Annotated in this window: 23 protein-coding genes and 1 pseudogene; 6 read left to right on the top strand and 18 right to left on the bottom strand. The window is 51.3% G+C overall.

Features of this window, described 5'->3' with window-relative positions; all coding sequences use genetic code 11:
* Positions 1-53 precede the first annotated feature (53 nt).
* The 9 genes and pseudogenes from V7723_RS03680 to V7723_RS03720 all read right to left on the bottom strand — a co-directional run bounded on the left by V7723_RS03680 (position 54) and on the right by V7723_RS03720 (position 9,567).
* On the bottom strand, positions 54-1,043 hold the full coding sequence (locus V7723_RS03680) for a LacI family DNA-binding transcriptional regulator (RefSeq protein ID WP_335683081.1): 990 nt from the start codon (positions 1,041-1,043) through the stop codon (positions 54-56).
* 56 nt (positions 1,044-1,099) lie between these two features.
* Positions 1,100-2,032, bottom strand: coding sequence for a ribokinase (locus tag V7723_RS03685; RefSeq protein ID WP_335683082.1), 933 nt, complete (start codon positions 2,030-2,032; stop codon positions 1,100-1,102).
* Entirely contained in the window at positions 2,029-2,439 is a 411-nt protein-coding gene (gene rbsD / locus V7723_RS03690) for a D-ribose pyranase (RefSeq protein ID WP_335683083.1), read from the bottom strand. Before rbsD ends, V7723_RS03685 begins: the two co-directional genes overlap by 4 nt.
* The gene (locus V7723_RS03695; RefSeq protein WP_443024182.1) at positions 2,436-3,422 is read right to left on the bottom strand and encodes an ABC transporter permease; all 987 of its coding nucleotides are present in this window, start codon (positions 3,420-3,422) and stop codon (positions 2,436-2,438) included. The genes rbsD and V7723_RS03695 overlap by 4 nt, the downstream gene beginning before the upstream one ends.
* Positions 3,418-4,998, bottom strand: coding sequence for a sugar ABC transporter ATP-binding protein (locus tag V7723_RS03700; RefSeq protein ID WP_335683085.1), 1,581 nt, complete (start codon positions 4,996-4,998; stop codon positions 3,418-3,420). The genes V7723_RS03695 and V7723_RS03700 overlap by 5 nt, the downstream gene beginning before the upstream one ends.
* A 101-nt stretch (positions 4,999-5,099) precedes the next feature.
* A complete protein-coding gene (locus V7723_RS03705) occupies positions 5,100-6,020 on the bottom strand; it encodes a sugar ABC transporter substrate-binding protein (RefSeq protein WP_335683086.1) in 921 nt (306 codons plus the stop codon).
* Positions 6,021-6,301: 281 nt separating this feature from the next.
* Positions 6,302-6,769: pseudogene (locus V7723_RS03710) on the bottom strand (nuclear transport factor 2 family protein).
* A 19-nt stretch (positions 6,770-6,788) separates the two neighbouring features.
* Entirely contained in the window at positions 6,789-8,870 is a 2,082-nt protein-coding gene (locus V7723_RS03715) for an FAD-binding oxidoreductase (protein WP_335683087.1), read from the bottom strand.
* A 76-nt stretch (positions 8,871-8,946) separates the two neighbouring features.
* On the bottom strand, positions 8,947-9,567 hold the full coding sequence (locus V7723_RS03720; RefSeq protein ID WP_335683088.1) for a glutathione S-transferase family protein: 621 nt from the start codon (positions 9,565-9,567) through the stop codon (positions 8,947-8,949).
* A gap of 146 nt (positions 9,568-9,713) precedes the next feature.
* Between V7723_RS03720 and V7723_RS03725 the strand changes: the two genes are divergently transcribed.
* The 3 genes from V7723_RS03725 (at position 9,714) to V7723_RS03735 (ending at position 12,821) form a co-directional block, all read left to right on the top strand.
* Positions 9,714-10,598: a LysR family transcriptional regulator gene (locus tag V7723_RS03725; protein WP_335683089.1), complete on the top strand. Its 885-nt coding sequence runs from the start codon at positions 9,714-9,716 to the stop codon at positions 10,596-10,598.
* 112 nt (positions 10,599-10,710) lie between these two features.
* Positions 10,711-11,742 (top strand): YeeE/YedE thiosulfate transporter family protein, encoded by a 1,032-nt coding sequence (locus V7723_RS03730; RefSeq protein ID WP_335683090.1) that lies wholly within the window; start codon positions 10,711-10,713, stop codon positions 11,740-11,742.
* Positions 11,743-11,879: 137 nt separating this feature from the next.
* Positions 11,880-12,821 carry a DMT family transporter gene (locus V7723_RS03735; RefSeq protein WP_335683091.1) on the top strand — a complete coding sequence of 314 codons (942 nt, stop codon included), beginning with the start codon at positions 11,880-11,882 and terminating at the stop codon, positions 12,819-12,821.
* Between the two features lie 24 nt (positions 12,822-12,845).
* On the opposite strand, the gene V7723_RS03740 is transcribed toward V7723_RS03735, so the two are convergent.
* Positions 12,846-13,307, bottom strand: coding sequence for an Lrp/AsnC family transcriptional regulator (locus tag V7723_RS03740; protein ID WP_335683092.1), 462 nt, complete (start codon positions 13,305-13,307; stop codon positions 12,846-12,848).
* 122 nt (positions 13,308-13,429) lie between these two features.
* Here V7723_RS03740 and V7723_RS03745 point away from each other — a divergent pair, with 122 nt between their 5' ends.
* Positions 13,430-14,266 carry a PhzF family phenazine biosynthesis protein gene (locus V7723_RS03745; protein ID WP_335683093.1) on the top strand — a complete coding sequence of 279 codons (837 nt, stop codon included), beginning with the start codon at positions 13,430-13,432 and terminating at the stop codon, positions 14,264-14,266.
* A 35-nt stretch (positions 14,267-14,301) separates the two neighbouring features.
* Here the strand turns inward: V7723_RS03745 and acdA are convergent, their stop codons facing one another.
* Positions 14,302-15,504: a 3-sulfinopropanoyl-CoA desulfinase gene (acdA, locus tag V7723_RS03750; protein ID WP_335683094.1), complete on the bottom strand. Its 1,203-nt coding sequence runs from the start codon at positions 15,502-15,504 to the stop codon at positions 14,302-14,304.
* 221 nt (positions 15,505-15,725) lie between these two features.
* Between acdA and V7723_RS03755 the strand changes: the two genes are divergently transcribed.
* On the top strand, positions 15,726-16,055 hold the full coding sequence (locus V7723_RS03755) for an NIPSNAP family protein (RefSeq protein WP_335683095.1): 330 nt from the start codon (positions 15,726-15,728) through the stop codon (positions 16,053-16,055).
* Positions 16,056-16,111: 56 nt separating this feature from the next.
* Here the strand turns inward: V7723_RS03755 and yghU are convergent, their stop codons facing one another.
* The 5 genes from yghU to V7723_RS03780 form a co-directional block, all read right to left on the bottom strand.
* Positions 16,112-16,984, bottom strand: coding sequence for a glutathione-dependent disulfide-bond oxidoreductase (gene yghU, locus V7723_RS03760; protein WP_335683096.1), 873 nt, complete (start codon positions 16,982-16,984; stop codon positions 16,112-16,114).
* Positions 16,985-17,086: 102 nt separating this feature from the next.
* Positions 17,087-17,782, bottom strand: coding sequence for an SDR family NAD(P)-dependent oxidoreductase (locus V7723_RS03765; RefSeq protein ID WP_335683097.1), 696 nt, complete (start codon positions 17,780-17,782; stop codon positions 17,087-17,089).
* Between the two features lie 187 nt (positions 17,783-17,969).
* On the bottom strand, positions 17,970-18,818 hold the full coding sequence (locus V7723_RS03770; RefSeq protein ID WP_335683098.1) for a TauD/TfdA dioxygenase family protein: 849 nt from the start codon (positions 18,816-18,818) through the stop codon (positions 17,970-17,972).
* Positions 18,819-18,826: 8 nt separating this feature from the next.
* A complete protein-coding gene (locus V7723_RS03775; RefSeq protein ID WP_335683099.1) occupies positions 18,827-19,804 on the bottom strand; it encodes a TauD/TfdA family dioxygenase in 978 nt (325 codons plus the stop codon).
* A 59-nt stretch (positions 19,805-19,863) separates the two neighbouring features.
* Positions 19,864-20,679: a phytanoyl-CoA dioxygenase family protein gene (locus V7723_RS03780; RefSeq protein WP_335683100.1), complete on the bottom strand. Its 816-nt coding sequence runs from the start codon at positions 20,677-20,679 to the stop codon at positions 19,864-19,866.
* A 108-nt stretch (positions 20,680-20,787) separates the two neighbouring features.
* On the opposite strand from V7723_RS03780, the gene V7723_RS03785 reads away from it, so the two are divergent.
* Positions 20,788-21,675, top strand: coding sequence for a LysR family transcriptional regulator (locus V7723_RS03785; protein WP_335683101.1), 888 nt, complete (start codon positions 20,788-20,790; stop codon positions 21,673-21,675).
* Between the two features lie 79 nt (positions 21,676-21,754).
* On the opposite strand, the gene V7723_RS03790 is transcribed toward V7723_RS03785, so the two are convergent.
* Both V7723_RS03790 and V7723_RS03795 read right to left on the bottom strand, forming a co-directional pair.
* Complete coding sequence (locus V7723_RS03790) at positions 21,755-22,996, bottom strand: acetyl-CoA C-acetyltransferase (protein ID WP_335683102.1); 1,242 nt, start codon at positions 22,994-22,996, stop codon at positions 21,755-21,757.
* Positions 22,997-23,034: 38 nt separating this feature from the next.
* A complete protein-coding gene (locus V7723_RS03795; RefSeq protein ID WP_335683103.1) occupies positions 23,035-23,811 on the bottom strand; it encodes an SDR family NAD(P)-dependent oxidoreductase in 777 nt (258 codons plus the stop codon).
* Positions 23,812-23,817 lie beyond the last annotated feature (6 nt).

Consider the following 23,817-nt stretch of genomic DNA (forward strand, 5'->3'; position numbering starts at 1 on the left):
CCCGAACTTTCCAATACAAAGGACAGTAGCCTTATCTAATGACGGGCAATTAATCAAAGCGATGGTGGACTTGTGGAGCCTCTGATAACGATATCTCCTTTGAGGGCTTGTTCTTCTCGGGTTCCTCTTTCTTCGAAAATTTGTTCGAGGGCAGTTTGCGCCAACAAGTCAGTTGGTTGCCGAATAGTTGTCAAGCGCGGGACAACAAGGCGGGCGAGGGAAATGTCATCAAAGCCAGTTACTGAAAGCTCAGTTGGGACATCAATTTTTAAATCGCGGGCGGCGCGCAGCACGCCGATGGCGAGCTGATCACTAGCGGCTGCAATGGCAGTCGGTCGTTCAAAATTGTTCGACTGCAAAATCTCACGTCCAATTTCTTCACCATGCTCATAGTCGAACTGTCCTTCGAATACTTGCAAAGTAACTGGATCTCCGTCGTGCCCCAGTGTTTTGATACGAGAGAGAAAGCCATTTCTACGGGATCGCCCAACCTCGGTATTTTGGGGGCCAGAGATATAGGCGATTTTGCGATGGCCAAGGTCGTATAAGTGATCAGCGATTTTCGCCGAACCATCCGAATGATCCGTGGCAATAAGAGGATATTTCTCAAATCTCCTGTCTAGAGAGATGATAGGGACGATAGTCTCATAGCCCAACGCGCCTGTGTCTGAGGCGGCGACGACAATGACGCCGCGCGGCGCATGATCAAGTAGAGCAGAAATTTGTTTACGTTCTGTCTCCTCGTCATCATGGGAATTAGCGAGCATTACCGAATGATTGCGTTTTGCGGCCTCTGTTTCGATACATTTTGCCAGCTGAGCAAAAAATGGATTGGTGATATCGGGGACTACCAGGCCAATTACAGCAACTTGACTTGTTCGCAAAGCCCGCGCCGCAAGGTTGGGTTTATAGTCAAGATCCTGCATGGCCTTTTGCACCCGTTCTTTCAACGGTTGCTTCACTGTTTCATTCTTGGACAGGACACGAGAGACGGTGCCGACAGAAACGCCTGCCCGTTTTGCAACATCTCGTACCGTCGTCATTTGGAGCTCTCCAGCAGCAGGTATGATTTATCTAGCGATCGCATCTTAGGACTATATCAAGAAATTTGCGGTTCTGGCCATTTCATCGCCAATACATCTGCTTTTACTGGAATGGCCTCTGAAGCCCCTTTTTTCGTCGTTGTCAGGGCGGCCGCAAGCATGGCAAAGCGGATGGCCTCTTCATCATTCTTCTGATCGACATAAGCTGCTGCCAGAGCACCATTAAAACAGTCTCCTGCGGCAACTGTATCGACAGCATTCACCATTGGTGCCGCCATAGTTCCGCTGGAAGAGGGGAGCGACCAAGAAACACCTTTTCCTCCCATGGTGACAATCGCCCCACGGGCACCCAAATTTCGAACAGCATTGGCGGCTCCCAATGCGTCTTCAAGGGTTACTGGTTTCTCGCCGAGAAGCAAATGTGCCTCCTCGGCATTCGGCGTTAGGATATCGAACGCCGAATGAATAGAGCCTTGCCATAGTTCGCTCGGCGCTGGCGCTGGATCCATAACGACTAGTGCGCCATTTTCACGCCCTATTCGCGCGGCGGTGAGGGAGACGGCCAGAGGGATTTCATTCTGTAGTAAGATTACTTTTGCTGAGGCAAACAGGTGCGCGTTTTTTTCGATAAGTCCAGTGGTCAAACAATTATTAGCTCCGGCGGCGACCCGGATCACATTCGATCCGTTGGAGACAACATCGATAAATGCCATACCGGTTGTGGCATCAGATCGTTGTTCAAACTGTAGAGTGATGCCTGGTCTTTGTAAGGCGTGTATGGCTTCCCGACCGAAGCTGTCATCGCCGATGGCACCGAGCATGGTAACTGTACTTCCGAGATTAGATGCGGCAACACATTGATTGGCTCCTTTGCCGCCTAAGGATATTTTCGTGTCCTGCGTATTGACTGTTTCTCCTACACGGGGCCAGTCGATCAAGTAATTGGTGAAATCAATATTCACGCTACCGACAACAATGACATCCGTCAAAACGCCACCCCGCTGATTAAAATAATATTAGCGTACGGGATGACTTCACCCGTGCGGATAACGGCTTTCGCATTGGCGGAACGACGTTTGAAATCTTGATGGGGAATACCTTGAAAAGAGATCTTCTGATCACATTCTCTTGACCATATATCTAGCTCCTTTTGCATGTCATCGATAAGGTCCGGGGCTGCTTCCGATGCGTGAACTGCTGATTCAATGATCAGCTCTGTACGCAAGGCACGTAGAACATCAACAAATCTTGGGAGGCCCGGAATGATCGCAAGATCGATGACTTCCACATTGTCCGGCATCGGTAAACCGGCATCGGCGACAACAATTTCATCCAGATGCCCAAGTCGGGCAATGAGGGCACTCAGGTGCCGATTTAGAAGAAGTGTTCTTTTCATCGTGACATATACTTCGCGCGATAATGGTCGAGAATTACAGCGATAATAATAACAACTCCAGTTATCATCTGTCGCATAAAATCATTGAGGCCAATCAGGATCAGACCGTTGGCCAGAACGCCGATGATGAAAGCACCAAGCAAGGTACCGATGATGGACCCACGTCCGCCATTTAAGCTAGTACCCCCAATAATTACCGCGGCAATGGCATTAAGTTCAAAGCCGATACCGGCAATGGGGCTCGAGATATTGAGGCGGGCCATATAGACAATGGCGGCAATACCGGCTGTCAGACCGCAAATGGCGAAAGCCGCGACCTTGTACCAAAAAACGGGGTGTCCGGCTAAACGGACGGCTTCCTCGTTATTGCCGATACCATAGAGCAATCGACCGAATACCGTTCGGTTGAGGATAAACCACGCAATAAAAACAAGTACTAATGCTACCAGAAAAACGACAGGAATACCGAACAACAACATTGACCCGAATTCTTCAAAAGCGAAGGGGAACGAATAAATGGTTTTTGCATCCGAAACATGAAGCGCAGCACCACGCGCAATATTGAGCATACCCAAGGTGATGATAAAAGACGGCAGGGCCCAATAGGCGCTGACCAAGCCGTTGATCAATCCGCAGGCGACACCCGCCAGCAAGCCAGCACCGGTAGCTAGAATAATTAATTCGACAGGACCTAAGCCGGGTAATGTAATAGCCTTGCCGGCAACAACTGCGGCGAATGCCATCACAGATCCGACGGACAAATCAATACCACCGATTAGAATGACGAAGGTCATGCCAACGGCCAATATCATGTTGATGGTAATTTGCGTCAGGATGTTGGTCAGATTGTTGGGACTTAGGAAATGCTCTGTGAAGACTGAAAAAAAGATAATCAGGGCAATCAGGGCAAGGCCGATTCCAGCGCTATTGATAATGGACCGGACGGAAATACCGCGCCGGTCTCTATCTTCTGCCGGATCAATGGATAGTGTCACGAGCGTCTCCTTCGACATTCATATTTTGACCATAAGCCAGTTTAAGGATGCTCTCCTCGGAAAAATCCGGTCGGGCGAGGGCTCCGCTGACGCGGTGGCCAGCCATAACAAGGATCCGATTAGACAAGGTCATTAATTCCGGCAGCTCTGACGAGACGATGAGAAGGGCTACCCCTTCCCGGGCCAAGCCCTTCAGTATTGAATAGATTTCCGCTTTGGCTCCCACGTCAACGCCGCGGGTTGGTTCGTCCAGAATAAGGACCTTCGGATTTCTTGCTAGCCATTTAGCCAGAACTACTTTCTGCTGGTTGCCACCAGACAAGCTGGATGTGGGATCGCTAAGTTTTCCATATTTCAGTTTGAGACGCTCGCCGCCGCTCCGCGCCATCTGCGCTTCTTCGGGGAATCTCAACAAACCGTAGGAAGACAGCTTACTCAAATTTGCTAGCGAAATATTGGCGGCGATGGACATATCAAGGATGAGCCCTTCATCTTTACGGTCTTCTGTGACAAATCCAATTCCAGAGGCGATCGCATCCCGAGGGTTTGAAAAGCTTACAGGTTTTCCGTCCCGCTCGATGGTACCTGACCGAACAGGATCGGTACCGAAAATACCGCGGAGCAATTCCGTTCGGCCAGCACCAACCAGTCCGGCGATGCCAAGAATTTCTCCGTAACGCAAGTCGAAGGTGATGCCGTCATTTCGCGGGTTTTTTGCGACGCAGAGATTTTTTACGCTGAGGGCGATATGGTCGAGGATATGGGTGTCCAGCCCGGTTTCCATCTCCTGCGCCAGCTGGCGGCCGACCATATGCTGGACGATTCCGGTGGGCGTTGTATCTGCGATATTTTCCGTGATGATGGTGACGCCGCTTCTGAAAACGGTAACCCGGTCACAAATGGCAAAAACTTCCTCCAAGTGGTGGGAGACGAATACAACGGTCACACCCTTTGCCTTAATGCCTTCAATGATTTTAAACAGTCGTTTCGTTTCCCGCTCTGTTAGGGTCGCTGTCGGCTCGTCGAGGATAAGTATCTTGCTATCCGATTGCAAAGCGCGGGCAATTTCTATCAGTTGTCGATGGGCAATACCAAGCGTTTCCACAGGCGTACGGATATCCACATCCTGCATACCGACAGCATCCAGTGCGACGCGGGCACGTCGGTTCATTTCCCGAATATCCAGCAGACCGAAGCGGTTGCGAGGCAGGGCCTCAATGGAAATATTCTCGGCAACGCTCAGATGATTGAGGAGGTTAAATTCCTGATGGACAACCTGGACACCGGACGCCTTCGCTTCATGTGGCGTGGTCGGCGCATAAGGGGTACCACCAAGAAAAATCGTCCCGGCATCAAAAGGAAAGACCCCGGATAATATTTTGATCAAAGTGGATTTGCCGGCTCCATTTTCGCCGACAAGGGCGTGGACTTCTCCGCGCGTCAGAGAAAAGCTTGCGCCGTCCAGTGCCTTGACGCCGCCAAAATGCTTTTTAAGGCCGTCGACATGGAGGAAGTTCTTTGCATCCGTCGATTTTTGTTGATCGGTAAGCTGCCCAGACGCCATCAATCGTTTCCCATTTTCGTTGATATAGCAGAACTTTAGATAGTTCCCGCACCTTTGGCCAGCGTTGGCCGTTAAGCGGAGCGGGAACTATCCCAGGTAGGTTACTTTTTTGTAACGAGCTCGATCGGGGTTTTAACCCAACCTGTCAATTTCGGACCGCCGGCAATGATATCCAACGCAAGATCGATCGAGTTTGCGGCCATTTGCTGGCCAAACTGATCAACGGTAGCGAGCATGCGTCCATCTGAAATCATAGGACCAACAGCTGGAATATTATCGAAACCAACAACCGTGATATCCTTGCGACCAGCTGATTCTAGCGCTTTGACAACACCGATTGCCATTGAATCATTGGCAGCCATAACACCTTGCAGATCGGGATGGGCTGTCAGCATTGTTGAAAAGACAGCGTTTGCTTCTTCGGTTTCCCAATGGGCGGTGCGACTGTCGAGCAGGTTCATTTTGTATTCTGCGACAGAGGCTTCAAAACCAAGGCGACGCTCGTTGGCGTTATCAGCGCCAGGATTGCCTTCGATGATGACGACTTTTGCACCCGCGCCCAGTTTCTTACCGAGAGCATCACCTGCAAGTTTGGCACCACCGCGGTTATCTGGTCCGACAAAGGCCAGTTCAACGCCTTGCTGTTTTTTTGCTTCTGCGTCCAAGGAGACGTCAAAGTTGATTACAACGATACCTGCGGCCATCGCTTTTTTAAGCGGACGTACCATGGCTCTCGAATCGGCAGGGGCTATAACAATGGCGTCTACACCTTGTGTGATGAAATTTTCAACGGCGTTGATTTGAGATTCAAAATCCGTTTCATTTTGCATGCCAACAGCTCGCAATTCATAATCGCCCCGCTGTTTTTCATGCATTTTTGCACCTTCCAGCATATTCTGGAAAAACTCGTTAGCCAATGATTTCATTACTAAACCAACTACAGGCTTGTCCGCTGCATGGGCAGTGCCAGTTAGAAGGGCGATACCGGTGACGGCAATCGCGGCAAATTTCATTAGTTTCATATCAACCTCCCTCAATTTTCTAGGTTTTGTGCGTTAGATTTTATGTCGTTCTTTGCGACTGGTATAAGTTGAGCATGACAGTTTCGGGCTGTCAATATGAAACGTTTCAAAAATATGAATGCATTCATAAAAATGACATGCTTGGCCGAAGAAAAATTTTCAAGCCCTTAATTTTAAAGGAATTTTCGAGATTAAGTCATTCTACTGTCACGTAAGCAGTATTTTTAGCTACTGCTAATCTGTATTTATGGAAATTACGTGATGAAGAGCATTTTTGGATACTAGAGTCCGAGATCGGATAAGCCTGCGTGATCATCGGGACGGCGGCCTTGCGGCCAATGGAACTTTCGATCCGCTACCATGATTGGTAAATCGTTGATACAGGCGAACCGGTTTTGCATCAGACCTGATGGGGCGAATTCCCAGTTTTCATTCCCATAGGACCGGAACCAGTTGTCGCTGTCGTCGTGCCATTCATAGGCATACCGAACGGCGATACGGTTCTCCGTAAAAGCCCAGAGCCCTTTGATTAGACGGTAATCCAGCTCCTTGATCCATTTTCCGCTGAGGAACGCCTCGGCTTCGGCACGATTTTTGATAAAGGTAGATCGGTTCCGCTAATTGGTATCCAAAGTATAAGCCATAGCGACTTTTGATGCATCACGACTGTTCCAACCATCTTCGGCCAGGCGAACTTTCTGGATGGCGGTATTGCGATCAAACGGCGGGAGTGGGGGGCGTGTTTCCATAAGATTTCCTTTCACTATTTTAAAGATCGAGCTCAATAACATCTGACCCTTTGGCGGGCACAGAGCAACACAGAAGCACTTCATCCTCAGCCAGGCTAGCCGTTGGTTTTGTGCGGTAAGCAACCCTGCCAGTTTTGATCTTGGTGGCACAGGAACCACATTTGCCATCCCGGCAACTAAATGCTGGGGAAAGGCCATGATTTTCTGCTGTCTCTAGTAGGGTGGCGTCTCCGGCATTCCAACGTTGTTCAAAGCCCGAAGCGGCGAAAGTGATGATGCTGAGCTCTGCTTCTTCTTCCGGCTCAAATACCGTCGCCCCGTCATCGGGCCAGCGAGCAAGAGAGGCGGGACCAAAGGATTCGGCAAAAATACGGGCATCTCTTACGCCCAAGCCGCGTACCGTATCATACATGGCTTGCATAAAGGCGGGCGGACCACAGAGATAAAAATCGTAATCATCGAGACCGAGGGCTTGGCGGAAAGCCTCCGCCTGAATGCGTCCACGACCGTTAAAATCAACGCCGGGCTTTTCATCCGCTGCTGGATTGGAAATAAATGAGTAAAAGGTCAGGACCCCTTCAGTCTGCTTCTGCAAGAGATTAAACAGGTCACTGAAGGCGCGTTGCTCTGTCGTTTGAGCTGAATGGAAAATGGTGAGTGGACGCATATGCCGGGTGCGGACCCCTTCACTGACAACATGCAGCGCCATGGACAACATGGGAGTGATGCCAACACCACCGGCCAACAGAACAGCAGGACGTATTTCGGTAGGATCAATAAAGAAATCTCCGCGTGGTGCTTTGGCTTCGATGATATCGCCGGGTTTTAGTCTGTCATGCAGATAGCGGGAGATATAGCCCTCATCTTCACGCTTGACCGAAATCCTGTAGAAATCCTCTCCCGGTGCCGAGGAGACTGTATAGGTGCGGATGACCGGCTCAGTATTTTCCCCGGTGGTCAGGCGCAGCGTTAAAAATTGTCCTGCCTCAAACGGCAATAGGGTGTGGCCATCTGCGGGTTCAAAATAGAAAGACCGGATCACCGAGCTTTCGTTTTTGATGCGGGCGAGGCGATAGGGGCGCCATTCTTCGCGTTTCGTTTCGGCGGCTTTTAAAGCGTCGGCTTGTGCCCAGGTGCCGGTCATTTCCGAATGGGGGGAATAGTCGAAGAATTTTGCACGGAAGGGCAATGCATCTTTTAAACGGATGCCATGATCCAGCGTAAAACGCCAAGCCCGTTCTGATCCTTTGACAGCGGTCACGGTTTCATCTTGGTCCCATAGCAGTTCCACACTACCTGTGAGCATCAGCAAATCACCCGTGTTGAAATCCATGAAAGTCAGGCCTGCTTTTGGATTAAGCAGGAAATTGCCAAAAGTGTTAAAATGATAATTGCCCGGGTAATCGGGTATTGTGAGCGTGTCGCCTTCTACTTTCACAAAGCCCGGCATGCCGCCGCGATGGGAGACATCCACACCTTCAATTTCCGGCTGATCTTTGGGGGCTAGATAGCTAGAGACAAAAAAAGTATCGGCATTCTGGATCAACTGGACGGCCTCGAGATCAAGGCTGGTATATATTTCCGCAAGCGCGTCTTTGGCTGGGATTGCTGGGTCACGAACGAAATCTACGGACCGGTTTTGAATATACTGCGGGCAGTTACCGAAGGATTGATCGACGGTCACTGCAAAATGGGATGGGCCGATTTCGGAAATGCGGCCATTCATCCTATTGCGGCGTCGCGTCATCATTTCTATGCCGAGCAAGCCAAGTGGTGCACCGTCTTTGCTAAGGGCACCACCGAGAGGATCACCTTTTGCCGCTGTCGCCGTGACCCGCAGCGTACTGGCGTCGGGAGAGCTTAGGAACCCTGGATTTCCGGATAAAATTGATACCCATGGCCAGCCGGCGTCATCGACATTGCCGACGACGAGAAAAGGAAGTTGTGCGAAAAAGCCGCGATGTTGATCCGGCATGTGATCGCGTATGGCGCGACGACCGAACTTTTCCATCATGTCGCGTTTGCCCGTAAGGGACTGAAGTTCCTGTTCGCCCGGATGAAATGGCGACGTCGCTGCATCCGGATCAGTCGATTTTTGCATTTTCAGTCTCCTTTAGGGCGTGTGTCGGAGTGTGGCAACCGCAGGACATCGTGGTTGCCACGTCAGTAATCGTATGTTAGGCGACAAGACCGACTTTGGTCTCTGGCATGGGAACAAATCCTTCAAGTGCCTCAATATTACCAAGCAAGCGTCGGACGTTCGGGTAGGGTTCCAGTGAGACATTGCCTTCAGGTGCATGTGCAGTATAGCTGTAAATCGCAATGTCAGCGATTGTCGGGCCGTCTCCCACAAGAAAATTACGACCGTTCATATGGGCTTCCAACTTCCCGAGGAACTTGGCCGCTGTTGTTTGGGTAAAATCTACGTCAAGCGGCGCGCCGAAGACAGTGATCAGGCGAGCCGCTGCGGGACCGAAGGCAAGCTCGCCCGCTGCCAATGTTAAAAACCTCTGGACTTCGGCTTCCAATTTTGGATCGCTCGGAAGATAGTCCGGGGCATATTTACGTGACAGATATACCAATATTGCATTTGAATCCGTGACGATCGTATCGCCGTCTTCGATCACCGGCACCTGCCCGGCGGGATTTAAAGCAAGAAACGGAGCCTGTTTGTGCTCCCCGGCCGCAAGGTCGACAAAAATAACTTCGTGGGCGATACCAGCGAGGTTTGCGAACAGCTCGATGCGATGGGCATGACCGGAGAGGGGGAAGCTATGGATTTTGATAGCGTTTGACATTGATTTTCCTTTTCAAGAGAGAGTCTTTGGTTTTCATTTTGTGATGACCCTTACTTAGCACTTGACCCGTTTGTTGATAATATGCCTTTTTGGAGATATATTATGTACATATTGGAGATAATATATTTGTAGAGAAAGATATTCCCATGGATACGATAGATGGCATGCGCACATTTGTGGCCGTCGCCAGCCAGAAATCCTTTACCGGTGGCGCCGGACAGCTGGGCATTAGTACCAAGCTTGCCAGTAAATATGTGCGCCAACTTGAGGAACATCTGGGCGCCCAACTGTTTAACCGCACCACCCGCAGTGTGAGCCTCACTGATACGGGAACAGCTTATCTAGAACGTTGTCTGCCTTTGCTGGATCAATTCGACGAGCTTGAAGGGCTGGTGCAGGAACGGCAATCAGAACTTGCGGGCCCTATCCGTATCACGGCGCCCACCGGGTTTGGCAGCCGGGAGCTGGTCAATGCATTGCGCCCCTTTCAAATGGCGCATCCCAATGTTTCCGTTGACCTGCATTTGTCTGATCAGCATGTGGCGGTGATTGAGGGCGGATTCGATTTGGCCATTCGCTTCGGTGCGATGAAGGATTCCAGCCTGATGGCGCGGAAGATGATGGATATGCGCATGGTGGTCATCGCGTCTCCGGATTATCTGGCAGAGCATGGTGAGCCTAAACACCCAAGTGCGCTGGAAACCCATAATTGCTTGATACAGCTTACTTCTGCGGATCCTTACAACTGGAAGTTCCGCATCAATGGCAACGTGGCTTCCTTCCCTGTTGATGGGCCGTTTCATGCTAATTCGCCGCGAGCCATTGCCCATATGGCTTCGGGTGGCACGGGGATAGGAATGTGTCCGCATTATTCTGTGAAGCCTTTTCTGGAGGCAGGGACATTGCAAATTTTGTTTGAAAAAGAGGAAGCAACGGAAATTACCTTGAATGCCGTCTATCCGCCGGGGCGCCATCTAACGGCGCGTATTCGGGCCCTGATCAGTCATCTAGCGGAGACCTTTAAGGGTTGAGTGTCTTAAAGCGCGAAGATGTGATTATGATGGGTTTCTTGGCGCACTGATTTCATGCCATAAGGAAGTTGTTTTTAAACAGCCAAATTAGCATTTGGTATAAGAGGTGAAAATGGAACTTTGGATTGGTATTGTTTGCGTTGGTTTGGCGGGAGTTATTGGATTTTCCGCCCATCGCGCCAGTCTGTGTTCGGTCCGCGCAGTGGAGGAGTTGCTGACGACGAGGCGCGGCTTCATGATTGCCAGTTTCATAAAGTCTGTTTTGTGGGTGATGGGGGCAACGCTTCTGATTACCTTGTTTGTGCCCGTGGATGTTATGATGACGGTGGGCAAGGAACTGTCTCTTTTGACCTTGGTAGGGGGATTGCTCTTCGGTGTTGGCGCGACCATAAATGGCGGATGTGCCTTTTCCACTTTGACCCGGCTCGGCGCGGGAAATTTGGGAATGCTGGTTGCGCTGTTCGGGTTTGTTACCGGTGCCGCATTGCTGGAACTGGTGCCCTTAGGCGACTTCACGCCCATGGCCATGGATACACAAACCGGCATGTCGCTTATGGCAAGCTGGCACCTGCCGCTGGCCATCGCCTTATCTGCATGGATGATTTGGGAATTGGCAAAGTTACGGCATAGCTTTAGTCCTTCAGGATGGAAAGGCAAAGTCACGGCCGCTCATTATCGCTTATCCACGGCAGCATTATTGATGGGGCTAAGCAATGCTGTCCTCTATGTGTTTGTGGGCGCCTGGCCTTATACCTATGTGTTGGGTCATTCGGCGCGGGACATAGTGGCAGGATCCGCACTGCCGGCGGCAATTTACTGGCTGCTTTTTGCCGCGCTGGTTATCGGTGTTTTTCTCTCCGCTTGGCAGGGCCGGCGGTTTCGCCTGATTCTGGCTCCCAATCGCCAATGGCTTAACTATTTGTTTGGTGGCGTGCTTATGGGGGCGGGGGCCGGTTTCATCCCTGGCGGCAATGATGTGTTGATGTTTCAAGGGCTGCCTTCACTATCACCCCATGCTCTACCAGCCTTCGTCGCCATGATGATTGGCATTGCACTTACGCTGACATTAATGCGGTTGCTGGGGCAAAATATTCCGACCATTGATTGTGGCAATGACATCTGCTCGATTGATGGCAGAGATTGAGTAGCGAGACGCACATACTGATCAACTAACCGTTTACGCGGATCATAAAAGGTTTATTGTCAAACGATTGCTGCGCGTTCCCACCTTAGCATTTGTTCCGTAAATTCATTCAGGAGAAGCCCGTCCGGGTTTGCCGCATGTCCAAAGAAAAAAAAGAAACAGAAAACACGCAACCGGCACGCCCCTGGCTAGGCCTTCTGGCCGCGTCGACCATTGTCATTATCTGGTCGGGATGGTTGGTAACCAGCCGCGCTGGTGTGCAATCGAGCCTGACAGTCTATGATTTGCTAGCCTTTCGCTTCGGCATCGCCAGTCTTTTTGCACTGCCCTTCGTGCTCTACGCCAAGCCGTGGCGCCATATGACATTTCAGCAGCTTTGGGTGACAACGGCGATCATTGGCTTGCCCTATTCACTGGTAATTTTCAGTGCCTTCCACGATGCACCGGCGGCCCATGGAGCAGTGTTCATGAACGGCATGCTGCCCACATTGATCATGGTTTTGGGCTATTTCATGTTTCGCGAAAAACCGACAAAGCAGCATATAGTAGGTGCAGTCCTGATCATTATCGGTGCGGGATTCGCAGCGTTCGGTATTGCCGGGTTTGATATTGCTACCACCTGGTTTGGCGATTTTCTGTTCGTCGTCGCAGGGTCCTTGTTTGCCTGCTATATGATCCTCAATCGAGTCTGGCATCTGTCGGTGACACAGATCTGGCTCTGTGGATCGATCCTCAATGCAATCATGTTTTTACCCATTTACTTTTTGTTCCTGCCCTCTGGTATCAGTGAGACCCCGATGGATCAACTCTGGTTCCAGATGGGGTATCAGGGGATCGTGCCCAACATTATTGGTCTCGTCCTAATCTCTATCGCCGTGCGCAATATCGGCCCCTCGGTGACCGCCGCATTGATGTCCGGTGTGCCTGCGATTGGGGCATTTCTGGCTTATATTTTTCTTGGGGAAACACCGACATGGCTGGGGGTGGTGAGCCTGATCATCCTGACCCCGGGTATTATTATCTCAAGCCTGCCGAGCCTGCGAAATGCGAGAACGCCGGGCTTGACCAACCCGCGATAATCGGGAGAGGGCCGTATCGGAATTTTATTTTCTGCTCAGAGGCGTTCTGTTTTTGATAGGCGAAGATTTTATGATCGATGTATTGGTTTCGGCTTTTTCGTGAAACGGGTCTAATAAATCGTCGAGCTCCTGGATGGTTTTCAAGGCAAGGCGGGCAATAAAGCAATCATCGCCGGTGACTTTGTCGCAAGACGTAAATCGCTGTTCCTCGACGATCATTTTTTCGACCAAATGCAAATTGCTAGGCCGTGGCTTTATTCGAACGATTGCTTCCAGCTGATAGCCGAGGGCCCGCATGTCGAGATCGATGGTGAATTTTCGAATGAAGCCTCGGTCTTCCATGCGCCGAATTCTATCTTTTACGCTGGGTGCTGACATGCCGACTATCTGGGCAAGCTCACTCATCCTCATCCTGCCATCCGTTTGTAGGCTTTGAAGGATAGTCAGGTCCATCGCGTCGAGGGAATTTTCAATTTCAGAGACCATTTTTACAATTTGCCTTATAATATGAAGGTAACTAGCGAAAAGTACGTTGTTTAGCTATGTAGTATGCGTGAGGAAGTCCCTATGTTCAAGGTTATAGTCGAACCATAGGATGGAGAATGAAGATGAACGTTTTGAAAATAGCGGCCTTTGCCGATGGTCGTGAAGGCGGCAACCCGGCGGGCGTTGTGTTATGCGACGAGCTTCCTACGCCGGAGGTCATGCAGGCGAAGGCAGTCCAAGTCGCCTTTTCAGAAACGGCGTTTGCCGCCCTGGAAGCGGATAAAAAATCATGGCGGGTTCGATATTTTTCGCCGGAATCTGAAGTTCCCTTTTGCGGTCATGCGACCATAGCCCTCGGGGCGGCCTTGGCTGAGAAAAAGGGCCCGGGCAAATACATGCTGCGGCTGAACGAGGCCGAAATCAGTGTTGAGGGTTCGGCGGATGGTGATGAATTTACCGCGGCTTTGCAATCGCCTGCTACGAGGAGTGAGCAATTAGATGCCGATGAGATTGAGGCGTCACTCGCATTGTTCGGATATGAGGCGTCACAACTGGACGAGAGAATCCCGCCGGCGCGTGTCCATGGTGGGGCAGAACATTATGTCCTATCGCTACGGAGCCGGGAGGACCTTCGGGCAATGCAATATGATCTGGATGCAGGACGGCAATTTATGCGAAAACGCGGGCTAATTACGATCATGTTGGTGTATCGTCAAGATGATCAACTCTTTCACGTGCGCAATGCCTTTGCGTCTGGCGGCGTTCTGGAAGATCCGGCAACCGGGGCCGCCGCGGCCGCCTTTTCCGGGTATTTGCGGGATATCGACTGGCCCCACGGCGGAAAGCTCAGCCTCATACAAGGCGAAGATATGGGATCGCGTTCATTGATAACGGCTGAATTCGATTCCGTGCCCGGCAGCTCAATTAGGGTATCCGGGGCAACACGGGACATCAATTAAGAACGATCGGCTTTGCCTAAATCGATGACGCCGTCCTATTCCGCAGCTTCGCGGGAGTAATTCACATAGCCATCGCGGTTCTGAGGGGTTTTCATGCTGAGGATTGAGCCGGCGATTTGGGTGCGCAGGATTTCTGCCGTGCCACCGCCGATGGTGAACATGCGGGCGTCGCGGGTCATGCGCTCCAAGGGTAGATTGCGGGAATAGCCCATGGCGCCGTGGATCTGCAGGGCCTCGTTGGTGACCTTGATGGCGGTCTCGGAGGCCAGCACCTTGGCTTGTGCCGCGGCGCGCATATCGGGAAAACCACCTCCGGCCCCAGCGGCGGCATTATGGATCAGCGCACGGGAGGCTTCCAATCCGATGGACATGTCCGCCAGTTTCCATTGTAGTCCCTGAAATTCAGCGATGGGACGACCAAACTGATGTCGAGATTTTGCGTAATCAAGCGCCACTTCGTAGGACCCTTGGCCGATCCCGAGGGCGACTGTGGCCGCCCCGATACGCTGGCCATTATAAGCCTTCATCAGTCCGGCAAAGCCTCGCTTCAAGCCTTCCGGTGGGATGACGGCCATCTCTTCATCGATTTCCATATTCTCAAAAATCACTTCGGTTTCCGGGATACCGCGTAAGCCCATGGCCGGTTCGCGTTTGCCGATGATCAGGCCCTTAGTCTCATCGCGTACTGCGAGAAATCCGGCAATGCCCTGCGAGACCCCATTTTCCATGACCCGGGCGAAAATCATATGCAGTTTTGACACCCCGCCGCCGGTGATCCAGTGCTTCTTGCCGTTGATTACATAACGGCCATCTTTCTTGGTGGCGGTGGTGGTCATTTCCGTCGCCGCGCTGCCCGCACCGGGCTCCGTGATGCAGATGGCGGGTTTGTCTCCGGCCAAGACATGTTTCGCGGCCAGTTCCTTTTGCACCTTCGATCCATATTTCATGACCGCACCAATGGCGCCCATATTGGCTTCCACCACAATCCGTCCCGTGACACCGCAAACCTTGGCCATTTCCTCGATCACCAGCACCGCGTCATAATAGCTGAGGCCGCGCCCGCCATATTCCGTCGGAATGGTCATGCCCATAAACCCGGCCTCGGTCAATTTCGCCACATTGTCCCACGGATACTGCTCCGTCTTATCTGTAAGGGCCGCGTTGGGGCCAATGTCAGATTGCGCGAGAGAGCGGGCGGCTAGTTGCAGGTCCAGTTGGGCGTCGGATGGCACGGTCATTGTTCGGGACTTTCTTTTTGATTGTGTGATTGGGCGCATTTTACCTCATTCCGCGAGGGATGAAAATCTTTACCTTTGCGGCACCCTTTAGTTAAGGCTTGTAACCATGTCGCAGAAGGAGATATCGTCCTTATGGCGCGAAACAGATATCAAGATCCGCAATGGAAGAAACGGTGCGGGACCTTGATGGCTTATAGGATAACAAGAAGAAAGAGGCTCCGATGCTACTCGATGTTCGAACCTATGTGACGAAACCCGGAAAACTGAACCCCCATTTGGCCCTGTATGAAAAATATGGTAAAGCGCCGCAATCCAGAATACTGGGGGTACCGCTGGCCTTCTTGAAAACGGAAACGGGAAATATCAACGAGTTTGTACATATTTGGATGTTCAAAGACGCGGGTGACCGCGAAGCCAAACGCGCGGCCCTTTGGGCGGATGCGGAATGGCTTGAATATGTAAAGCATAGTGGGGAGCTTGGCGCGTTGGAAAGTCAAGAAAACCGGCTTATGACGCCGGTCGAATTTTACGATTGTCCGCCGTCGAGCTAAGAATTAAAAGCGCAATATCGGCCGCCAATCGGACGCCGGATATTGCGCTAATTTATCTATTCGTCGGCGATTTTATCTTGTGTCTTAGTGTCAAAATCGCTGGCATCATGACGTTCGCGCAGCTGCTCATGCGGCTCGCCGCTGGCTTTGTTGACGATGCGGCCGCGTTTTACCGCGTCGCGTTTTGCAATCTGCTCCATCCAGCGTGTTACATTCTTGTAAGATTTAGTATCAAGAAATTCACCGGCGCTGTAGGCTTTACCGGCGACCAGAAGACCATACCAAGGCCAGATAGCAATATCGGCAATGGTGTACTCATCCCCGCACATATACTGGTTGTCCGCTAGATGACGATCCAGAACATCCAGTTGCCGCTTCACTTCCATGGCAAATCGGTCAATGGCATACTCAATTTTAAATGGCGCATAGGCATAGAAATGGCCGAATCCACCGCCTAGATACGGCGCGCTACCCATTTGCCAGAAGAGCCAAGAGAGGCATTCTGCCCGGTGGGCTGGGTCTTTGGGCATAAGCGCTCCAAATTTTTCGGCGAGATAGAGCAAGATGGCACCAGATTCAAAAACTCTTGTGGGCGGCTCAGTGCTGCGATCGAGAAGCGCGGGAATTTTTGAATTGGGATTGATATCGACAAAGCCACTGCTGAACTGATCCCCCTCACCGATGTTGATGATAAAGGCATTATATTCGGCGCCTTCAAAACCCAATGCCAGAAGTTCTTCCAGCATGATCGTCACCTTCACGCCATTGGGGGTGCCCAGCGAGTGGAGTTGCATGGGGTGTTTTCCGACAGGCAGTTCCTTTTCATGGGTATGACCGGCGATTGGCCGGTTGATTTTGGCGAACTGGCCACCGTTTTCACTTTCCCATTTCCAGATTTTTGGTGGGACATAAGGTGAGGATTCAGTCATTATTGGTAATCTCCTGTGATGCGTCAGCGTTCAATCGCTGTTGTGTTGTACGTACAATATAGGTGAAGGTCGATTGGAATTAAATAGACGTTGCGAGTGCGGTCAGAATGTTTCCACCCAGGGGCGGACTTCCATTTCCCAGGACCAGCTCGAACGGGGCTGATCGAGGAGATGCAGGTAACTGTCGGCAATGGCTTCAGGGTCCAGCAGGGAATCCGGATTATCTGGAGACTCGATGCGCTCCGGCCGTCCGGCACTGCGGATACCGCCATCAATGACGAAATGTCCAATATGAATGCCCTGCGGATGAAGTTCCCGCGCAAGACTTTGCGCCAGCCCCCTCAATCCAAATTTACCAATGGCGAAAGTGGATGAGTTCGGGTACCCCTTAACGCCAGCGGACGCACCAGTGAATAAAATCGCGCCACTAGCATTAGGGATCATGCGTTTCGCGGCTTGCTGGGCCATAAGAAAGGCCCCGTAGCTGGTGATCAGAATGGCGGATTTTACGGCGTCAGGATCAAGTTCTGTTATGCCACCGCGAACTCGGGCCGATGGATTATAAACGGCAATTTCAATGGGCCCGCCCAGGGCGTCGGCGGCGGCGAAGACTTTTTCCATGTCGCCTGCATCTGCGGCATCGCAGGCAACCAGTGTTGCACCTGTTTCCTTTTGCAATACGTCAAGTTTCTCGATATTACGCGCGGCCAAAACTAGTTTGTGTCCGCGATGGTGAAGTTTGCGCGCCAGAGACGCGGATAAACCTTCGCCCGCGCCAATAATGATGGCAGTCCCCATTCTTAAAGTCTCCTGCTGATGGCGCCCCGATGGTTACTATAGGCATACGCAGATTGTTGTCACTCGATCTTTCGATAAGTGTCGAAATTATCGCTAATTTTGTGTCGCAGTTCACATTCTGCGCATATTGTCTCATAAATGCCCTCGTTTGACGGGGACAACCTTGCAATCAAAAGTCAGTAATATTTTAGCTCGGGGGCGCTCCCGTGAAGGTAGTTCGGTGCAGAAGCCGACGACTCCCATCATAATCATTGGTCGCATAATGCAGGCAAGTGCGATTATTCCAAATGACGACATCCCCGATTTTCCACTGATGCCGGCAGGAAAAATCTGGGCGGGTTGCATGTCTGTATATTTCTTGCAGGATGTCGGCGCTGTCCAAAGCACTCATGTCTTCGAAACGGGTCGTATAAATGGGGTTAAGAAAGAGCGATTTACGGCCCGTTTTCAGGTCTGTCACCACGGCGGGATGCTGTATTTCTCGATCTGCCTCGGGATTATTTCGGGCCATACGGATGGAGGCGTTGGCTTGAGCGTCAATGGGTGGAGCGTGTTTTATACCATAGGGGGCGCCTACGTGGATGGCATATCGTCCGGTAACAAATTCTTTTAATTGCTCAGGCAAGCTGGTAAAAGCTGCCGCCTGACTGGCCCAAAGGGTGTCGCCGCCGACGGTCGGTACCTCATGAGCATAAAGAATGGATCCCGCCGGTGGGTTTTTCAAAAAACTGAAATCAGAATGCCATTCCCCGCCAAATACGCCGGTTCCCTGTTCTTCGGTCTCTTTCAGGACGGCTATGATATAGTCATCATCGGGGAGCGGTTCCACATAGGGCAACTTCATCAGAGAGCCAAAAATCGCCGTGACGTTTTTATGCTGCTCGCGGCTCAATTTCTGATCCCGTAGGATAATCACATGATGATCATTCAGGGCATTTTGAAGGGCGGTGCGAAGGTCGGAGGAAATTGGTCGGCTCAAATCAACGCCATCAATCTCGGCACCCATAAACCCGGTCAATTTTGTCAGTCGGATCATTGCGGCGTTTATCCGTTATAGAAGGTTCTGCCGTCTTCGCGGAGCCAGAGCCGGATGAGTCGGCGCTTTCGTTCCGGTTCGGGCCAGTCGACAAATTGTGTTCTTTTATGCGCTAGCATCCGGTTATCGACAATCTGTATCTGTCCTGGCTTGAAGAAAAACTCGCGATATAATTCCGGGTCATCGAGGATTTCGTAGAGCGCGGCAACCGCCTCCTGTCCCTTTGTATCCAATTTCTCAGTGGTCAGTTCATATCCCTGCCGGATAAGCGAGGCGGAGAGGCGGGATTTCAAGCGACCATTTTCCACAGAGAAGGCTGGCCGTTTAATGATTTTCTCATCCTTTGGCCCGTGCTCCCGCTGCCGGTCAAAATAAAAGGGTTCATACAACCGATCTAGTAGCTCGGGATGCGAAGTGCGTAATCGATTATGTGCCGAATTGAGGCTGACGACGCGGCTGATGCCGCCCTCGCGTGCCGGATGCAGACAGAGTAACGTGACGTGATCGGGAGGGCAGATATTGTAGGAATTGTCGGTATGAAAGTTCTGTTCTGCGTTGGTCACATCGGCGCGAACGCCATTGCCGGGTTTCTTGCCCGTGGAATCTGCCACGCCATAGACCATTTTTCCGTCCCATTTCTGGGCGACCGGCCGTCCGATCATGCCTATGAGAATCCAGTAGACAGAAATTGCGATATCGGGCGGTATATGATCTAGCGGAAGTCTATCGATAAGAGCAAAACCACAGCCTTTATCCAGTTCCTTTTGAACATCCAGCATGGCTGCCCGGCAGAGCGGTAAATCCAATTCCTTAGGATTCAAACTGGTAACCGGAAGAGGGTTTTCTTCCAGAAAATTACTGATTTGCAGAATTTCATCAAGGCAGGGTTGCGATAGATTAAAAAAACCGCCATCCGGACCCAGACTGCTTGTCGTCCAGGCCGTGGGCCCATTAATACCAATATCTATCTTGTCAGGCGTATTCATTCGTCAAACCTATTCGCTTCCGAGTTCCTGGTCAAATTGGGTGCCCTACATGTCTGGCATCACGGCCTTCGCCAAACAACGGGCCACAAATCACTGTCGAGCGGTCCGCCGGCCTCTATCTCCGGATCCCACATCATTTCCTGTTTTTCCGGATCCGGTGTATAGATGGCATCGTCTCCAGTCCACCGGGTTACATAGGCCCGCCGTCGCAAGTCAGAGCGGGCATTGCCGGGCGCGCCATGCACCAGCTTGCCATGATGGATGGTGCAGTCGCCGGGTTCGAACTCAAATTGGGCAATATCCAACTCATCTCGTTGTGCCTCGATATCCGGTACTGGTGGCAGTGGCAATTTGTATTTGTCATCCCCCGCGAACGCCGGCGGTTTGTAGCCCTGACCCCACAGATGTGAACCCTTCACATATTCCACAGCGCCTGTTTCCGCGTCTACGGGATCCAACGCCAACCAGAGGGTGCAAACCTGCTCTCCGTCCACAGGCCAGTAGGGTAGATCCTGATGCCAGGGCGTGCGATCTGCAGTGCCAGGTTCCTTGATCAGGAGCTGGTCGAAGAACACGTTGATCTTGTCGGCCTTCATCATTTGACCGGCAATTTCGGCAGCGGGAGAGGACATGACAAATTCCTTGAAGCCTTCATTGAAAGTCCACAGAAAAGTATCAAAAAAGAAACGGCCGCTACTATCCCCCTGGGTCAATTCCTGATGCAGACGGCCGGGTGAGGCCAGGTCAATCTCTGCCTCTTCGCGGAGTTTCTCCACCCAGCTGATATTGAAAAAACCTTTCAGGAAGACAACGCCGTCTTTATGAAATGTCGCGATTTCTTCTGAGGTGATTTCGCGAAAGGGGCGTTCCATCATGGTCAAATCCTTTATCTTCGGCGTTGTTTTAAATTTGTTTCTGTATGTTAGAGGAACTATAGTATCATAGGAAATGATTAAATATGATGATTTTGATCGGATTTATTGATGAATCTGCAGCAGCTGGAAACGTTTCGTTGGGTTGCCGCATTGGGCTCTTTTACCAAGGCAGCGGTTAAATTAAACACCACACAATCCACCATTTCTATGCGTATATCCGAGCTGGAAAATGAATTGGGTGTTCAATTCTTGGATCGGACTAAACGACAGATAAAGCTAACCAGAAGCGGTATGGATTTACTGGAATATGCTACAAATATTCATGAGCAGGTGACGGCACTCAAGGCAAAAATTGCTAATCCTGAAACCATGACCGGATCTATTAAAATCGGTGTTGCCGAACTTATCGCCTTGACTTGGTTGCCGGATCTGGTCGCGAATCTCAGCCATCTTTTCCCCAACATTGATATCGAGCTCGAAGTCGGGTTGGCGGGCGATATCCGTGAGAAAACACTCAGCGGCGATACGGACCTTGGCATCATCCCCGGCAATGGAAAATTCGGAGAGGGGATTGAAGCCATTTCCTTGGGCGCCATCAGGTTTGCCTTTATGGCGTCGCCCAAACTAGGGGTGCCGGATCGTCAGTTGGTGCCGAAAGATCTGGAAGACTGGCCGCTAATTTCGTTGGGCCCGAATTCCATTTTGTCAGATCTTCAGGAAAGCTGGTTCAAGGATCATGATGCCCGACCAAAAAAGCAGGATCGAACAAATTCCATGGAGATCAGTGCGGGGCTTGTGCGGTCGGGTCTTGGGGTGTCGTTGCTGCCCTTGAATTACTATGATGGAGATGTAAAAGCGGCAACCATGCAGGTCCTGAAAACCGAGCCTGAACTGCCCGCCATTTCATTCTACAGCATTTACGCCACTGCCAATAATTCACCTCTGATCCAGAAGATCATCGAGATTGCTCGTCAGGTCAGTGATATACCTGACTAGATTGAGAAAACAACGAAACCCCACGCATTTGGCACATTGAAACCGCGTGGGGTTACCTTGTTTTTGATTGTCAGGTGGATTAGACCCGTTCGATAATGATCGCTGGGGCCATTCCGCCGGCCGCACACATAGTAACCAATCCGCGTTTCTTGTCTTGTCGTTCCAACTCGTCCAGCAAGGTGCTGATTAGAATAGAGCCAGTCGCGCCGATAGGATGTCCCAAAGCCATCGCACCGCCATTGACATTGACTTTATCGCGATCCAATTTCAAGTCGCGGATGAATTTCTCGGCAACAACGGCGAAGGCTTCATTGATTTCCCACAGATCAATATCGTCCGTGGTCATACCTGCCTTGGCGAGAACCTTTTGTGCGGCAGGAACAGGAGCATTGAGCATCAATGTGGGGCAGTCACCCATATTGGCCGTGGCGACAATCCGTGCACGGGGTTTAAGATTGTTCTTCTCGGCATACTCCCGTGAGGCAAGAAGCAATGCAGCGGCCCCGTCAACGACACCAGACGAATTACCGGCATGATGCACGTGATCGAATTCCTTGATCTGCGGATACTGCCGCTGGATCAGCGTACCGAAAGTCTCCCCGGTATCATCAACCGGGATATCGCGCCACATGCTGAAGACGGTTTTTAAACCGGCGAGAGACTCCATTGTCGTACCGGGGCGCGGAAACTCCTCACGATCGAGGGCCACAGATCCGTCTTCGTTCTTTACCGCAATGACCGATTTATCAAACCGGCCTTCGCGAATGGCGCGGTCAGCGCGTACTTGGCTTTCAACGGCAAGTTCATCGACGGCTTTGCGATCGATCCCTTCAAGAGTGGCAATAGCGTCGGCACAAACTCCTTGCTGTGATTGTGGATGCATTTCACGAAGTTTCAGGTTGCCCTGATCGAGCATGGGCAGCACATCGGGGTTTCCGACAGATCCCGAATAGCTCATCATTTCCGTCCCGCCAGCAATGACTAGATCTTCCATACCGGCCATGATTTGTGCAGCGGCCAGATTGACCGTTGTAATGCCCGATCCGCAGAACCGGTCCAATGTAACACCAGAAGATTTTTGGTCATATCCTGCTGTCAGAGCAGCCATGCGGCCGAGGTCATTGGATTGCTTTCCCGTTTGCGACGAAGTAGCCCAGATAATATCGTCGACCTCTGCCGTGTTGAAATCGTTGCGTTCCGCAAGGGCTTTTAGCACAGTCGCACCGAGATATTGTGGGTGGAGGTGGGAAAGGCTGCCCTTACCAACCTTGCCAATGCCGCGGGGTGTGCGACAGGTATCAATAATATATGCGTCGGTCATTTTTTAAGTTCCCATTTTTAGTGGTGTTATTCTGATTGCTATCGCGGTGCCATTCGAATTGCGCCATCAAGGCGGACATCTTCTCCATTAAAATAGGCGTTTTCACACATTTGAATAGCCAATGAGGCATATTCTTCTGGTTTGCCTAACCGAGAGGGATTTGGAACCTGTGCGGCGAGGGCCGCCTTGACATGATCTGGTGCGCCTTGCAGCAGCGGCGTGTCGAAGAGGCCCGGCAATATGGTATTTACTCGGATAAATTCTTGGGCCAGATCACGGGCGATGGGCAGGGTCATACCGATGACGCCGCCTTTTGACGCGGAATAAGACGCCTGTCCGACTTGACCGTCTTCGGCCGCAACGGAAGCCGTATTGATAATGACGCCGCGTTCCCCGTTTTCTGGTTCAAGGGTCATCATGCCGGCGGCGGATTTTGCAATGCATCTGAATGTACCGATCAAGTTGATCTGAATGATCATTTCGAACCGGTCCAACGGAAAATGCTTTATCTCACCGGTTTCCCGATCTCGGCTGGCAGTTTTGACGGCATTGCCCGTTCCGGCACAATTGACGAGGATACTTTCCTGACCAAGAGCGGCCCGGATTGAAGCGAAGCCCGCATCAACCTGCTCCTCGGAGGTAACATCGACTTTCGCAAAGGCGCCGCCAATTTCCGAGGCTACGGTGTTGCCGAGTTCTTCATTAAGATCAAATAAGCCGACTTTGGCGCCTGCTGCGGCAAGTTTTCGAGCTGTTGCGGCCCCTAAACCAGAAGCGCCACCTGTGATAATAGCGGTTTTTCCATTGAGATTCATTTTCGT

This window comes from Sneathiella sp., from assembly GCF_036960985.1.
Lineage (GTDB): Bacteria > Pseudomonadota > Alphaproteobacteria > Sneathiellales > Sneathiellaceae > Sneathiella.